Origin of the sequence: Geodermatophilus sp. FMUSA9-8, from assembly GCF_037034165.1 — a bacterium.
Classification (GTDB): Bacteria; Actinomycetota; Actinomycetes; order Mycobacteriales; family Geodermatophilaceae; genus Geodermatophilus; species Geodermatophilus nigrescens.
Genome location: NZ_JBAGKE010000003.1, coordinates 333,575 through 348,420 on the forward strand (window position 1 = coordinate 333,575; position 14,846 = coordinate 348,420).

The following is a 14,846-nucleotide window of genomic DNA, read 5'->3' on the forward strand; positions in this document are numbered from 1 at the left end:
CCCCGCTCAGCCGCGCTGGCGCCGCCGCCGGCCGGCGAAGGCCTGCTTGACCCGCCGCCAGCGGTTGGGCGTGTGCTCGGCGTCGAGCAGCTCGGTCTCGGCGAGGAACCGCTCGACCGGGTCGAGCTCCGGCGGCTCGAAGGGCACCAGCGATCGGCCGGTGGGCCGCATCAGGGCGTCGATCGCGCGCACGAGCGAGCCGCCGTGCTCCTCGACCGCCGCCGCCACCCGCTCCGGCTCGACGCCGAGGTGCTCGCCGAGCAGGCGGTGGCGCAGGCCGAGCACCGCCGCCCGCAGCTCCTCCTCGCGCGGCTCGCCGTTGCGGGCCTCGATCGACACGTCGCACTCGGTGTCCAGGCCCATGGACCGGTTGTTGAGGTTCGACGAGCCGATCCGCAGCAGCCGGTCGTCGAGGCAGGTCACCTTGGCGTGCACGTAGATCGGCCGGCGGCCCTCGGCCACGGGCACCAGCAGCCGGAAGCGGTCGTACCGGTCGGCCTCGCGCACCAGCTCGAGCAGCTTGGCGCGGGCGGTGTCCATCGACTTCACCTCCAGCCAGCTGTCGGCCGTCAGCGGGTTGAGGACGACGAACTCCGGCCCGTCCTCCTCCCCCAGCCGGTCGGCGATGGCCTCGGCGATGCGGCGGTTGGCGAAGTACTGCGTCTCGATGTAGACGGTGCGCCGGGCGGCGGCGATCACCGCCAGCCACAGCAGCTCGATCTCGTGCACCAGCTCCGCGCCGCCGTGCTCGGGGCGGGTGCGGGAGATGGCCACGTCGACGTCGGTCAGGAAGGTCTCGGCGCCCTCGGGCCAGCACGCCTCGACGTCCTCCACCGGGTCGAGGTGCTCGCCGGTGCCGCTCTCCCACCGCTCGCGGGCGAGGTCGCCCAGCGCACGCGCGGCCGGGCCCGAGACCAGGCTCGTGACGTCGTGCCACGGCCCGCGCAGCCGCGTGGAGTGCGGCCGGTGCCGCAGCGGGTGGCGGTCGCGGTGCTCGGAGGTGTCCCAGCGGTCGGCGGTGACGTCGATGCCGCCGGCGAAGGCCAGGCAGTCGTCGATGACGACGATCTTCTGGTGGTGCGCGCCCCCGAGCGGGTGGTGGGTGTCGACGGCGAACCGCAGCCGGTCGGGCGTGCGCCGGTTGAGCAGCACGATCGGGGCCATGCGCCGGTTGAGCGCCACGACCATCCCGAGGTCCCACTGCAGGACGCCGATCTCCAGCCGCGGGTTGGCGGCCACCGCCTGCTCCAGTACGTGGCCCAGGCGGTCCTCGCGCGGCCGGCCGGGGGTGCGCGGGTCCATCCGGATGCGGGGGTCGAAGTCCCAGCCGATGAACAGCACCCGGCGCCCGGCGGCCAGCACGGCGCGCTTGAGGGTGGCGAAGTAGTCGGCCGCGTCGACGAAGACGGCGTGCCGGTCGGCCCGCTCGATGCGCCAGCAGGTCTCCCCGGGCACGAGCAGCGTGTCGTCGGTGGGGCGCGGGACGGGCTCGGTCCGGGGCGCCGGGACGGCGGGGGCGCGGGAGGTCGTCCCGGCGGCGTCGGCGCTCTCGATCACCTCGGCAGTGTCCCCGCCTGCGCAAGCACCGTGCCCGGTGCCTCGCCGGACCGGGTGACGTCGGCGCCGGGAGAGGGCGCCGACGTCGCCGTCGGCGGGCGCACCGGTGTGACGCTTGACACGGGGAGCCTCCCTCACTCGACTACGCGGCAGCGGACGCCCGTCCGCCCCGCCGCCCCGAGAGGACGTCATGACAGCTCTCCCCGTGCGCACGACCGGCCCGGCCGCACCCGCGGTCACCACCGACGTGCTGGTCGTGGGGTCGAGACCGGCAGGCGCCTCGGCGGTCCTGTTCCTGGCCACCTACGGCGTCTCGACGCTCCTGGTCACCAAGTACGCCCGGCTGTCCGACACCCCCCGTGCGCACATCACCAACCAGCGCACGATGGAGGCGATGCGGGACATGGGCCTCGAGGAGCGGCTCCTGCGCGAGGCCACCCCGTGGGAGTACATGGGCAACACGACGTTCTGCACGAGCCTGGCCGGCGAGGAGCTGGGCCGCATCCCGTCCTGGGGCACGGACACCGTGCGGCACGCCGACTACGAGCTGCAGAGCCCGACCTCGATGCTGGACGCGCCGCAGACGATCACCGAGCCGGTCCTCGTCCAGGCGGCGCAGGAGCGGGGCGCCCGCGTGCGCTTCGACACCGAGTACCTCTCCCACGTGCAGGACGACGACGGGGTCACCACGACCGTCCGCGACCGGCTCACCGGGGCCGAGTACGCCATCCGGTCCCGGTACCTCGTCGGTGCCGACGGCGCGCGCAGCACGGTGGCCGCCGACCTGGACCTCCCGTTCGAGGGGCCGGGCGCCGTCGCCGGCACGCTGAGCATCGTCTTCGAGGCCGACCTGTCGCGGTTCGTCGCGCACCGGCCCTCCGTCCTCTACTGGATGCTCCAGCCCGGAGCCGAGCGCGAGGGCGTCGGCCTCGGCGTGCTCCGCATGATCAGGCCCTGGGACGAGTGGATGCTCATGTGGGGCTACGAGATGGCGGCCGGGCCTCCCGACCTCACCGACGACGTCGTCCGCGAGCTCGCGGTCGCGCTCGTCGGGACCGACGACTTCGAGATGCGGGTGAAGTCGCGCTCCCCGTGGACGGTCAACCACCACTACGCGACCCGGCTCGCCGAGGGACGCGTCTTCTGCGTGGGCGACGCGGTCCACCGCCACCCGCCCACGAACGGCCTGGGCTCCAACACCTCCATCCAGGACTCCTACAACCTGGCCTGGAAGCTCGCCCACGTGCTCTCGGGCGCGGCGTCCCCGGCGCTCCTCGAGTCCTACGACGCCGAGCGGGCGCCCGTCGCCCGCCAGATCGTCGAACGGGCCAACCAGAGCATCGCGGACACCGGGAAGATCCTCGCCGCGCTCGACCTGTCCGACACCACGGACGTCGCGAAGCTCGAGGCGCAGCTGGCCCTGCGCAAGGCCCCGGGGCCGGAGGGCGAGAAGGTGCGCGCGGCGCTGCGCGAGGCGATCGCCTACAAGGCGTACGAGTTCGACGCCCACGGGGTCGAGCACAACCACCGGTACGCCTCGTCCGCCGTCGTCCCCGACGGCACGCCGATGCCGGAGTTCCGGCGGGATCCGGAGCTGTACGCCCAGCCCACCACCTGGCCCGGCGCCAAGCTGCCGCACACCTGGGTCACGCGGGACGGCCGCCGGGTGTCCACCCTCGACCTCGTGGGGCACGGCCGGTTCAGCGTGGTCACCGGCATCGGCGGGAGGGCGTGGCTCGACGCCGCCCGGGTCCTCGGGTCGGACCTCGGCCTGGAGCTCACCCCGGTCTCGATCGGTCCCGGGGAGGAGTTCGAGGACCCCTACGGCACCTGGGCCGAGCTGCGGGAGATCGAGGACGGCGGCGTGCTGCTCGTGCGTCCGGACGGCTACGTCGCGGCCCGGTCGCCGTCCTCGCCCTCCTCGGCCGACGACGCGCTCGGCTGGCTGCGGGGTGCGCTGACGGCGGTCCTCCGCCCCGACGCCGCCTGAGCCGCGGCCGGAGGCCGGCGCACCGGCACCGACACAGGGCGCTCTCCCTCGGGAGTGCGCCCTGTGTCGTCAGGTGGGCGGAGGGACCTGAAAGCCCGAGGTCCTTGTTGAGAACGATTCTCGTTTGCGATAGGTTTCCCGCGTCCGATCCCGACCCGAGGAGCCCTCGTGAACCGCTCGCGCCTCCGACGCGCCCCCGCCCTGGCCGCCGCGCTCCCCCTCGCCCTGGTGGTGGGTTGCGCCTCCGCCGACACCGGCCGACCGGCCGCCGCCCCCTCGCCCACCGGCGACGGGCACGAGGCCGAGGACGCCTCGGCCCTCGAGGTGGGGGCCAACGCCCCGCGGCTGGCGATCACCTACGACGGCGGCGTCCAGGTCCTCGACGCCGCGACCCTGGAGGTCCTGGCCGACGAGCCGCTGCCCGGGTTCAGCCGGCTCAACCCGGCCGGCGACGGCCGGCACCTGCTGGTCTCGACCCAGGGCGGCTTCCGCGCCCTCGACGCCGGCGCCTGGGCCGAGCCGCACGGGGACCACGCGCACTACTACACCGCCGACCCCCGGCTCACCGACGTCGTGTTCCCGGCCGAGGAGCCCGGCCACGTGGTGACGCACGCCGGCCGCACCGTGCTCTTCGACGACGGCACCGGCGACGTCACCGCGTTCGACAGCGCCGACGTCTCCCGCCCCGACCGGGAGACGCGCGAGTTCAGCACGCCGTCGGCGCACCACGGCGTCGCTGTCGAACTCGCGGACGGCCGGGTGCTCGTCTCCGACGGCACCGAGGACGAGCGCTCCGGGGTCCGCGTGCTGGACGCCGACGGGCAGGAGATCGCCGCCCGCGACGACTGCCCGAACGTGCACGGCGAGACCGTCGCGGCCGGCGAGGCGGTCGTCGTCGGCTGCGAGGACGGCGCCGTCCTGTACGCCGGGGGCCGGCTCACCAAGATCGACAGCCCGGACGGGTACGGCCGCATCGGCAACCAGTTCGGCACCGGGACCTCGCCCGTCGTGCTCGGCGACTACGAGCGCAGCGCGGAGGACCGCTCCAGCACGGTCGCGCTGATCGACACCACGACGGCCTCGCTGCGCCTGGTCGACCTCCCCGCGCCCTACTGGTACCGCTCCTTCGGCCGCGGGCCCGGCGACGAGGGACTGGTCCTGACCTACGACGGCGCGCTGCAGGTCATCGACCCCGCCAGCGGCACGATCACCCGCTCCATCCCCGTCACGGCCCCCTGGGAGGAGTCGGAGGACTGGCAGGACCCGCACCCCCAGGTCTTCGTGGTCGACGGCATGGCCTACGTGACCGAGCCCGCCAGCCGGCAGATCCACGCGGTGGACATCGAGGGCGGTGCGGTCTGGAGGAGCGCGCCGCTGGAGGTGACGCCGAACGAGCTGCGGGGCGTCTCCGGTGACGTCGAGGGCGACGACGCCGGGTGAGCGGACGCCGGGTGAGCGGGCGCCCCGCCCGCGCCGTCGCGGCCGGGCTCACCGCGGTCGCCCTGGCCGGCTGCACCGCCGCTGCGGCGCGGGACGCGGACGGCACGGTGGACGTCGTCACCACGTCCTACCCGCTGCAGTGGGTGATCGAGCAGGTCGCCGGCCCGGACGTCGCCGTCACCGACCTCGTGCCACCCGGCGGGGACACGCACGGGTTCGAGCCCGCCCCGGCCCAGGTCGTCGAGCTGGCCGAGGCCGACCTGGTGGTGCACCTGTCCGGCGGCCTGCAGCCCGGCGTCGACGCGGTGCTCGAGCAGCAGCCGCCGGCGCACCTGGTGGACGTCTCCGACCTGGCGGACCTCGACGGCGACCCCCACTTCTGGCTCGACCCGCTCCGGCTGGCCGACGTCGCCCGGGACGTCGGCGCGGTACTGGCCGAGCTCGACCCGGCAGCGGCGGAGGACGTCGCGGCCCGCGTCGCCGAGGTGGAGTCCACCCTGGCGGCCCTCGACGAGGAGTACGCCACGGCCCTCGCCGGCTGCCGCGGGGCCACGCTGGTGACCGGGCACGAGGCCTACGGCTACCTGGCCGACCGCCACGGCCTGCGGCAGCTGGGCGTCACCGGCATCGACCCGGCGGTGGAGCCCTCGCCGGTCCGGCTGCGGGAGGTGGCGGAGACGGTCCGGGAGGCGGGCGTGCGCACGATCTTCTTCGACGCCGCCGCATCGCCGGCGACGGCGGCCGCCCTGGCCGACGACCTCGGCATGACCACCGACGTGCTCGACCCGATCGAACGCGTCACGCCCCCCGACGACTACCTCGACCGGATGCGCGACAACCTGGCGGCACTGCAGCGGGGACTGGCCTGCGGGGGATGACGGCGCACTCCCCGCACCGGCGGGGAGTCCGCTGGCGCCCGGTGCGACGGGGCCGACCGGGACCGGAGACGACCCAGGCCGTTCCCCCGAGGGGGAACGGCCTGGGTCGTCGGGGTGGAGCTGAGGGGACTCGAACCCCTGACCCCCACACTGCCAGGGCGGCTGAGTGGGGTCCAGGGCGGTACGCCGGAGTTCATTTGCGCAGGTCAGAAGGCTGCGTCGTCGTCTGCGGACCTCCGCGGACGACCTTGAACACCATCGTTAGGCCACCATGGTGGCACCACAGGGCAGCCGCCTAACCCCCTCCAACGAGCGTTGCCGCCGACGACCAGACAGGTCGCCCCTGGAGGGGGCCGGTGAACGTGTGCGTCTGGACGAGGCATGCCTATATGGTCATACTTCTGACCATGACGACTCTGTCGCTCGCGGACGCCAAGGCGCACCTGTCGGCCCTGGTGGCCCGGGTCAGCGGCCAGCATGAGCGGGTCTACGTGACGGTCCACGGCAAGCCGTCGGCCGTCCTAGTGGCGACGGAGGATCTCGAGTCCCTGGAAGAGACGATCGAGATCCTGGCCGATGCCGATACGATGCGGCGACTCCACGCCTCGGATGCCGAGCTGGCCCGTGGCGAAGTAGAGACGCGCGAGGAGCTGGGCGCGGCCATGCGTCGGCGCCTCAGCTCGGGTTCGTGACCGAGGAGCCGGCGGACTACGACCTGGCGATTACGCCGACCGCTCGCCGAGAGCTCACCGAGAATCTGCCCGAGGCAGTCGCCGCGGCCGCCTACGAGTTCATCACCGGCCCGCTGCTGGACAACCCACATCGGGTCGGCAAGCGGCTTCGTCCCCCATTGGAGGACCGGCACAGCGCGCGCCGCGGCACCTACCGGGTCATCTACCGCATCGACGACGACAGTCACACGGTGACCGTCGTCGATGTCGCCCACCGCCGAAATGCGTATCGCTCCGGCCATTGACCACCTGTCGCTACGTTACTGCCGAGGACAGAACCACTAACCGCCAGATTGCGAGTTCACGGGTACGAGGTCCGTGGTGGTCCGCTGCTATACGGACACGCAGGTCACCAGGGAGAGCGGTCGTCGGCGGACGGCTGCGGATGGCCGTGGACAGTTTGCTGTGGCACACAAACTGGCACAGCCCACCTCCGAGAAAGGGAAGACCGTCGGCCTGTTGACGCCAAGCCGAGCTTGACGACCCTGGCCGGCTCCGCCTCGTCGGCAGGTCGAGCAGCCGAGCGCAGGGAGGGGCCGCGCGCGAACTCCCGGCTTGCGCCGGTGCGCTTCGGAGGTTGCCGATCAGCGCGCGCTGACCGCACGTCCCGCACGCTGGAAGCAGCGGTTACTCCTCGTCGCCTTCGCTCGCCGGTGCATCACCGAGGACCGGCGGCTCGCCGGACGCCTCGTCCGCGGGTGAAGTCGACAACCGATGCCCGAGGACTTGCACGGTCACGTCCACGAGAGCGGCGAGGGAGGTGGGCGCGGATGCCGTGGCCAGCATCTTCTTGAAGTCCAGGTCCACGCGGGTCGCGTCCTCTTCGTCAGAGGACCTCACGGTCACTGCGGGCACGAAGAAGTCGTCCGGAATCGACTCCCGGATGGCCGTGACGTCGTTCAGGACGTCGGCGGCCTGGTCTGCGGTCACGTTCACGCGCCGCTGGACGCCATGGAGGGCCACCGCCGTCACCGGCCGGTCACGCAGCGCGGGCGCGAGCTCGTCCCAGCGTGCGGCCAGTGAGTCGTCGCGCCCGCGGAGCTTCCGGCTGTCTGCTGTCACGTGTACACGCCATGGCCCCTGGACAGTGGCGATGGTTTTGCCGACCAGTCGCCACTGGCCGCCCTCGGCCGCCCCACTGTCTTCGGCGTTGAGCACGAGCGCCGCCCGGGTCGCCGTCCACGTGTCGATGTTCGCGTCGAGCAATGGCGTGAGATCCAAACCGCGGAGGGCGCCACCCATGTCCTCCAGACGCGGGAGGTCGAGCATCCCGCCCACGTGCGCCCAGAAGGCCGGCTGCCGGGTGACGTCCGCGCGCCCGAGCAGGTAAGGCAACAGGACGTCCACCTCGGCGTCGGACAACCGCCCGCGCAGCAACTGCTCGGAGGGGTCGTCGTCGAGCGCCAGCACGAGGGCGGAGACGTCGCCGGTGAGACCGACTTCCAGGATCTGCGCCGCCCGCTCCAGCCGGGTGGCGGCGGCCGGCGCGAATAGGTCCCGTACGAGCTCGCCGAATGCCTCCAGCCGGGCGACGTCGTCCAACGTGCCGGTGAGCGGCGTGTGCAGGGACGCGGCGGTGTCCCCTGAGATGACCCCACGACCACCGCGCACTAGGTTTGGACGAACCAGGGCCTGCAGTGGGGCGTCCACCGCGGGGGCACTGGTGAACGCATCGAGCGCCGACACGCCCGTCACCAGGACGTCGGGGGCGTGCACGTCGACGTCACGACGAGCGGCCTCTTCGACGGCCTCCGCCTCTGGTCGACGCAGCGACAGCAACACGGGGGCGTGCTCGCCGAGCGCCTGAACGTCGTGCGCGGCCAAGGTCGATTCCAGGCTCGGCCGGAGGTAGACATCCCGCCGCTGGCCGCGACCACCTTCGTACCAGGTCACGACGAAGTCGGGGACGAAGGAGTGACTGAAGTAGGCGGTGCTCTCCACCTTCGCCCGCGGGTCGAGCTCCTCGAGCTCCTGGTGCACCGCCTGCTTGACGCCCCGGATGATGTCCTCCGGCCGCGTGGCGGTCATCGCCTCATCGATGGCGGTCTGCGTACTGGACAGGATGGGGGCGCTCATGACGGCTTCCTCCCGATGAGGTCGTAGATCTTGAAGAGCTCGGAGCTGGTCAGGCTGATTTCGGACTGCCGGTCGTGGCGGACCAGTAGCCACAGCCTGGATGCGACGGTCACCAGAAGGTCCTGGTCGACCTCGTGGTCCTCGCCGAGCCACTTGCGGTGGGTCTCCACGGCCTTGGCCAGCTCGGCGCGGCTGGTCAGCTGCGCCCACTTGCTCTGGCTGAACGGGTGCGTGGTGACCCAGATGAATTCGGTCCCGGTGTCCCCCACGGTGGCGATCTCCTGGGCGGTCGTGCTGTAGGCGTTGGCCAGGAACTCGTCGTATTCAGCGGCCTGGTGGCCGACGGTGGTGTAGGCCTTCCCCTCCACGACCGCGGGGCGCTGGCGCTCGCCGATGAACTGCCCGCTCAGGTCGTACCTCTTCACCCCGCCGTCGAGCCGCAGCCGCGTACAGACGGCCGTGTGGTCGTAGACGTTCCACGGCATGGTCAGGTGGGTGGTGGCCTCCAGCCACGCCTTCACCTTGAACACGCCTTCGCGGCCGAGTTCGTGGTTCGCCTCGGCGGTGGCCATGGCCGAACCCTAGATGAGTACGGGCCCGGCCCCGCCTGCTCCTGCCGGTCTCGGCACGATGGGACGGTGTGGGGTGGACGCAGACTAGATCACCGGTGCTCGCGGCCTGCACCAGGCAGCGCAGGACCGTTGCGCTGCAGCCGAGTCGTCGGTGGTGACGCGGCGGACCGCATCGGGACTGCCTCCGGTGCGGGCGTTCTCGGCGAGGAAGCCGCAGGCTTCGGCCGAGCGCGCGGGATGCAAGTGGCCGTCGTCGTTGGACGTGGTCAGCACCAGGACCCGGATGCTTGGTCAGGCAGCGAGGATGCGGGCCGTACCGGTGATGCCGTCCACGCCGGGCATGCCCTCGTCGTCCTCTCCATGATTGGCCCCGAACTGGCCCTATATCACGAGCGCCGTCATCTGCTAGCGGCGACCACGGCACGGTGCACCGCTGCGTTCGGCCTCGTGGGGCGGGTTGCACCGTTAGCGACAAGCACGGAGCAGGCGCCTTCGCCTTGGATGAATGGGCCTAACTGCCTCTCCGCCGTCGCGGCAGTGCCACGGCAACCTGCCAAAGGCGGCGAGCCCTGCGCGGCCTGATGCCAGGACCAGCGCTCGGCTCGCCGCCTCACGGTTGAGCACGTCACACGGTGGCGTGCAGGACGTCGGCCAGTCCGATGCGGGTGAGGAACTGTTCGCGGATGCGGTCGGCGACGTCGCTGACCTCCTCGGAACCATCGTCCGCCGGATCAATGTGGCTCCGAAAGGGTCGCTGCCCCGCTGACAGGCCGACGATGCGGACGATCTCGGTGGCGACGAGCGACGCGTCGGCGTCCGGCGGCGCCAGCTCCGCGAGTCGGGCGGAGACCTGGCTCATCAGGCCTGCGTATCGCGTCTCGTAGGCGGCGACCGTCGCGTCATCGGTGGGGTGGCCTCCGTTGGCGAAGTGGTTGGTCCCGGAGGTGAAGGAGCCCGGTACGACGATCGTGGTCTCCACGCCCCAGCGCGCCAGCTCGGCTGCGTAGCTGACGGCGAGGGCGTCCATGGCGGCCTTGGCCGCGAAGTACGGCGCCAGGTAGGGCGGGGTGCCACCCTTGGTGCTGGAGCTGCCGACCCACAGGACCAGGCCACGACCTTGGGCGCGCAAGTGCGGCAGCGCGGCACGGTTGAGCCGCTGGGTGGACAGCACGTTGGTGTCGTAGACCCGGGCCAGTTCCTCGGGGGTGAAGGCTTCGGTGGGGCCGGTGACCATGTGTCCCGCGTTGTGCATCACGACGTCGATGCGTGACTGTTCGTCGATGACGGTATTGATGGAGGTCTGCACCGACTCGGTCGATGCGACGTCCATCTCCAGCGGCCGCAGATCGACGCCGTTGTCGCCGGCGTACTGCTGAGCCGCTTGTACGGCGGGGGCGTTGCGGCCGGCGGTGTTGCGCATGCCGGCGTAGACGGTGTGGCCCTGGTCGGCGAGTGCGCGGGCGCTCAGTGCACCGAAGCCGCTGCTGGCGCCGCTGATGACGATGATCTTGCTAGTCATGATGTCTCCGTTGATTGCTGGTCGAGTCGGCGGTCGGGTGAGGGTCAGGCGATGCCGCCGTTGCTGTAGAGGACCTGGCCGTTGATCCAGCGGCCCGGGCCGGCCAGGAAGGCCACGATCTCGGCGATGTCATCCGGCTGGCCCAGACGCTCCAGCGGGGACAACGTGGCCAGGTGGTCGATGACTTTCTGCGGCTTGCCGTCGAGGAATAGCGGGGTCGCCGTGGGTCCGGGGGCGACGGCGTTGACGGTGATGTCCCGGCCGCGCAGCTCGCGAGCCAGGATCAGCGTCATCCCCTCGACGGCGGCCTTGGTGGCGGCATACGCGCTGTAGGTGGGCTGCTGGAGCCGGGTGACCGACGTGGAGAAGTTGACCAGCGCACCACCGGACCGAAGTCGACGCCCAGCCTGCTGGGACACGACGAAGGTGCCGCGCACGTTGGTGCGGTGCATGCGGTCGAAGTCGGCCAGGTCGAGCTCGACCAGCGGTGCCAGCAGCATGATCCCGGCCGTGTTCACCACCACGTCGACGCCGCCGTAGACCTCTTCCGCCTGATCGAACAGTGCGGCGACCTGGGTCTCGTCCGCGACGTCGGCGGACAGGGCGGTGGCGGTGCCGCCGGCGTCGGTGATGGTCTGCACGGCCTGCTCGGCACGCTGAGCGTTGCCGGCGTAGTGCACGACGACCTGCATGCCGTCGGCAGCGAGTCGCTCGGCGACTGACTGGCCGATACCGCCGGAGCCGCCGGTGACGATGGCGACGCGGGACTGAGTGGGGGCGTTCATGAAGTTCCTCCTCGCGGATAATATGGACCGTTCGTCCACATCTCTAATGTAGACTGACCGTCCATTACCTGCAACCGACGGGAGCCGTGATGACAGACGCGCCAGTCGATCGACGACGGGGGCGAGGGCGCCGGCCGGCAGCGGAGGTACGCAGCGATGTGCTTCGCGCGGCGGCGGACCTGCTGTTCGAGCACGGGATGCCGGCGATGACCTTCGAGAGGATCGCGACCACCGCGGGGGTGAGCAAGATGACGCTGTACAAGTGGTGGGCCTCCCCCGGAGCGCTCGCCCTGGAGGCTTACTTCTCCGCGGTGGAAGCCCAGCTCGCCTTCCCCGACAGCGGGGACGTCGCCCGCGACCTGTCCGACCAGCTGCACGCCTTTGTCGCCCTGCTCACCGACCGCCGGGTAGGGCGGGTGATCGCCGAATTGATCGGCCGAACCCAGACTGATCCGCCGTTGGCGGCGGCTTTCGCCGCCACCTACTCGCTGCCCCGGCGCCGGCTGGCGGTCGAACGCATCGGCCGCGGGCAACAGCAGGGGCAGATCGCCGCCGATGTCGATCCCGAAGTCGTCGTCGATCAGCTATGGGGCGCCTGCTATCACCGGCTGCTGCTGCCGGACCAGCCACTCGACGCCGCATTCGCCGACGCACTGCTGCGCAACGTACTGACCGGCATCACCCAGACACGTCCGAGGCAACCGTCGAACTGACCGCCGATCGCGACCAAGTCAGCCTGACAGACCCCCGCCGCCCCGCACCGTCAGCGGCTGCACCGGCGACATGCCAGCAATCAACTCACGACCACTGACCGCCAGGCCATACGTCGCCGGATCGGTCGACGCCTCAGCGAGGTATGCGTCGTGCGCCTCCCGAGTCGCCCACAACTCCCAGGTCCACACCGCGTCAGCATCGTCATCGGCTGTGGCGACGAGGCAGCTGAGATTCTCCGACCGGTCCTCCAGCGCAGCGGCTACGCGCAGCATGTGCTCCACCAAGTCTTCACGCCGGCCAGGCTTGGCCGAAACTCTGCAAACCACCGCATACGCCACGCACCGACAATAGCGGTGAGGCCGGCCCATCGTTGGGTCATGATGACCGGCCAGAGGCTACAGAGGACTGCCCCGCCGCCCCCGCGGCAACGAGTGTCCACGTCGACACTTCCGCCGCTCACGCTGGCAACTACGCATTGACGGACAGCAGAATCGCGAACTTGAAGTATCGCTGCAATGCCGGGCGCGGCGAAGGTTCTACGACGAGGCCACAGCCGCCGACAGCGGCCTCGGCATCGGCATCGGCATCGCGGCAAGGAATGGCAGATCTCGGTCCTCGGATCAGGACGGCGTCGTCAGCAACCAGCGGAAGGGACTGTCGTCTAGTTGACTCCTCACCCCGTGAGGCCGCGGCCCCACCGGGAGGAGCCTCACCGCGCCAAGCCGTTCCCCCGAGTTCGGGCCGACCTAATCGCGGTCGCCCGGCAGGGCAGCCGGTCCGTCGCGCAGGTCCGCCCGACGTTGCTGGGTCTGCGAGTCCTGCCTGCAACGCTGACTGACCATCGCCGACCAGACGGCAGCGTCACCGGCGCGCCTCCGCGACGGTCACCTTGAGCGCCGGCAACGACCGGGCAACCGAGTCAGCTGAAGTCTGGGCAGCTTTCCCCTCCCCACCTTCCGCAACGTGGCACCGCCTTGAGCGTGACGCGCCCTGCTGGACGCGGATCTAGTGCGGCGTCCTAGGGCGCCCGGTCAGCTCCGTCACCTCGCTGGCATAGAGCAGTGCGGCATCGACGCCCATGGCCGCGAACACGCCTTCGATCTCCAGACTGATGATGCCGTGCAGGCGCGTCCACGCCAGCACGCCCATCTGCAAGGTCTCTGCCGAGTGCCCCCGGTCTTCCCGACGCCGTTGCGCCCAGTCCCCCAGCTGGCGATCCAGCGCCGTGGCTTGGGCGTCATCCTCGCCTTTCGGAGCCCAGCCGTTCTCGTTCTCATTGATGCGGCCGATGGCATCGAGCAGCACGGACATGCTTCGGTGCGACGGGGCCACCGTCTGTTCGGGCGCCATCCGGCCCGAGCCGTAGGCGCTGGCGAACAGCAGCCGGTACCGGTGAGGATGGGCCAGTGCCCAGTCTCGATAGGCGGCAGCCACGGCACGCATCCGGCCAACGCCATCGCCACCGCCGACCGCAGCCTGCTCCAGGGCGTCCGCGAGTTCGTTGAAGCCGTCCGCAACCAAGTCGGCGATCAACTCGTCGCGCGAGGCGAAGTAGCGGTAGAGCGCCGGGCCGGTGGTGCCGATCGACCGCGCGATCGCGTTCAACGACACCGCCTGTGGGCCACCGAGCGCCAGCTGCTCCAGCGCCTGCTGCTTGATCTCCCCCAACGTCTGCGCGCGCAGCCGGGCACGGCGGCTGGGTGTGTGCATCTCGACCATGAAGAAACTGTAACGGGTAGTTGAGTTGCGAGGTGCTCTAACTTCGTTATAGCTTCTAACCGAGTCACCGCGAGAGCCTGCTTGAACGAGCAACAGACCCGCTCGACGCTTCGCAACATCCACCCCGACTCCGACATGCGTCCTCCATCGACCGCCACCACAAAGTGCAAGGAGCAGTCCATGCCCGTGACCCAAGCGATCACCCGCCCCTTGGCGGCGGTTAGCCACGGCGAGCCCGATCCGGCGCCGCCGAACGACAACCGGCCCGTCTACCTGGCCTGGGGAGCCGCATGGCTGGTCGGCTACGGCGCCATGGCCCTAGATGGGAGCTTCGTGCTGGACCTCCCGTCGATCGTGCCGCCGGTGCTGCTGGCCGTGGGCCTGCTGGCGGCGGCCGTAGTCACCGGCCTCACCACGGCCCGGGCGCAGCGCGGCGCCTCCCCGGCGGCCAAGGCCGCCGGCACCATGATCGGCGCCGCGTGGGTGATCGCTTTCACGGCTCTGTTCGTGATGATCACCGCCCTGGACCGCGTGCTGGAGCACGACCACCTGCAGACGGTCATCTGGCCGGCCGGCTCGGCGTTCGTCGTCGGGCTGCTCTACCTGGCCGGCGGAGCGGTGACCGGCGACCGCCTGCAGTACGCGCTGGGCAGCTGGCTCGCCATCATCGGCACCGCGGCCGTCTTCCTCGACACTCCTGGCCTGTACGCCGTCCTGGCCATCGCGGGCACCGGCGGCTACGGGGTCGCAGCCGCCCTGGAACCCCGGCGGCTCACGAACGCAGCCTCCCCACGGCGGAGCGCTAGCGCATAACCCCGCTGTCGGCCCGACCGCTACCACCGACCCGACCACCCGCCCTGCGACC

General features: G+C 71.2%; 14 protein-coding genes. 7 read left to right on the top strand and 7 right to left on the bottom strand.

Translation table 11 applies throughout. The annotated features are described in order from the left end of the window. Positions 1 to 6: 6 nt before the first annotated feature. Positions 7 to 1,557 carry a phospholipase D-like domain-containing protein gene (locus WA616_RS08810; protein ID WP_336028991.1) on the bottom strand — a complete coding sequence of 517 codons (1,551 nt, stop codon included), beginning with the start codon at positions 1,555 to 1,557 and terminating at the stop codon, positions 7 to 9. A 190-nt stretch (positions 1,558 to 1,747) separates the two neighbouring features. On the opposite strand from WA616_RS08810, the gene WA616_RS08815 reads away from it, so the two are divergent. The 5 genes from WA616_RS08815 to WA616_RS08835 all read left to right on the top strand — a co-directional run bounded on the left by WA616_RS08815 (position 1,748) and on the right by WA616_RS08835 (position 6,841). Further along, positions 1,748 to 3,547: an FAD-dependent oxidoreductase gene (locus tag WA616_RS08815; RefSeq protein ID WP_336028992.1), complete on the top strand. Its 1,800-nt coding sequence runs from the start codon at positions 1,748 to 1,750 to the stop codon at positions 3,545 to 3,547. A gap of 168 nt (positions 3,548 to 3,715) precedes the next feature. Continuing rightward, positions 3,716 to 4,987, top strand: coding sequence for a zinc metallochaperone AztD (gene aztD, locus WA616_RS08820; protein ID WP_336028993.1), 1,272 nt, complete (start codon positions 3,716 to 3,718; stop codon positions 4,985 to 4,987). 11 nt (positions 4,988 to 4,998) lie between these two features. Then, complete coding sequence (locus WA616_RS08825) at positions 4,999 to 5,865, top strand: metal ABC transporter substrate-binding protein (protein WP_336028995.1); 867 nt, start codon at positions 4,999 to 5,001, stop codon at positions 5,863 to 5,865. 407 nt (positions 5,866 to 6,272) lie between these two features. Then, positions 6,273 to 6,557 carry a type II toxin-antitoxin system Phd/YefM family antitoxin gene (locus WA616_RS08830; protein WP_336028997.1) on the top strand — a complete coding sequence of 95 codons (285 nt, stop codon included), beginning with the start codon at positions 6,273 to 6,275 and terminating at the stop codon, positions 6,555 to 6,557. Beyond that, positions 6,554 to 6,841: a type II toxin-antitoxin system RelE family toxin gene (locus tag WA616_RS08835; RefSeq protein WP_336028998.1), complete on the top strand. Its 288-nt coding sequence runs from the start codon at positions 6,554 to 6,556 to the stop codon at positions 6,839 to 6,841. Before WA616_RS08830 ends, WA616_RS08835 begins: the two co-directional genes overlap by 4 nt. A 382-nt stretch (positions 6,842 to 7,223) precedes the next feature. Here WA616_RS08835 and WA616_RS08840 read toward each other — a convergent pair whose 3' ends face one another. From WA616_RS08840 to WA616_RS08855, 4 genes are all read right to left on the bottom strand, one after another. Next, positions 7,224 to 8,672 (bottom strand): hypothetical protein, encoded by a 1,449-nt coding sequence (locus WA616_RS08840; protein WP_336028999.1) that lies wholly within the window; start codon positions 8,670 to 8,672, stop codon positions 7,224 to 7,226. After that, entirely contained in the window at positions 8,669 to 9,244 is a 576-nt protein-coding gene (locus WA616_RS08845) for a hypothetical protein (protein WP_336029001.1), read from the bottom strand. The genes WA616_RS08840 and WA616_RS08845 overlap by 4 nt, the downstream gene beginning before the upstream one ends. A 625-nt stretch (positions 9,245 to 9,869) precedes the next feature. Next, the gene (locus WA616_RS08850; RefSeq protein ID WP_336029002.1) at positions 9,870 to 10,763 is read right to left on the bottom strand and encodes an SDR family NAD(P)-dependent oxidoreductase; all 894 of its coding nucleotides are present in this window, start codon (positions 10,761 to 10,763) and stop codon (positions 9,870 to 9,872) included. Between the two features lie 44 nt (positions 10,764 to 10,807). Beyond that, positions 10,808 to 11,548, bottom strand: coding sequence for an SDR family oxidoreductase (locus WA616_RS08855; protein WP_336029004.1), 741 nt, complete (start codon positions 11,546 to 11,548; stop codon positions 10,808 to 10,810). An 89-nt stretch (positions 11,549 to 11,637) separates the two neighbouring features. Between WA616_RS08855 and WA616_RS08860 the strand changes: the two genes are divergently transcribed. Next, positions 11,638 to 12,261 (top strand): TetR/AcrR family transcriptional regulator, encoded by a 624-nt coding sequence (locus WA616_RS08860; protein ID WP_336029279.1) that lies wholly within the window; start codon positions 11,638 to 11,640, stop codon positions 12,259 to 12,261. An 18-nt stretch (positions 12,262 to 12,279) separates the two neighbouring features. On the opposite strand, the gene WA616_RS08865 is transcribed toward WA616_RS08860, so the two are convergent. Together WA616_RS08865 and WA616_RS08870 are read right to left on the bottom strand one after the other, a co-directional pair. Beyond that, positions 12,280 to 12,600, bottom strand: coding sequence for a putative quinol monooxygenase (locus WA616_RS08865; protein ID WP_336029005.1), 321 nt, complete (start codon positions 12,598 to 12,600; stop codon positions 12,280 to 12,282). A 667-nt stretch (positions 12,601 to 13,267) separates the two neighbouring features. After that, the gene (locus WA616_RS08870; protein ID WP_336029007.1) at positions 13,268 to 13,981 is read right to left on the bottom strand and encodes a TetR/AcrR family transcriptional regulator; all 714 of its coding nucleotides are present in this window, start codon (positions 13,979 to 13,981) and stop codon (positions 13,268 to 13,270) included. Positions 13,982 to 14,161: 180 nt separating this feature from the next. Here WA616_RS08870 and WA616_RS08875 point away from each other — a divergent pair, with 180 nt between their 5' ends. After that, positions 14,162 to 14,794, top strand: coding sequence for a hypothetical protein (locus WA616_RS08875; RefSeq protein ID WP_336029008.1), 633 nt, complete (start codon positions 14,162 to 14,164; stop codon positions 14,792 to 14,794). Positions 14,795 to 14,846: the final 52 nt, after the last annotated feature.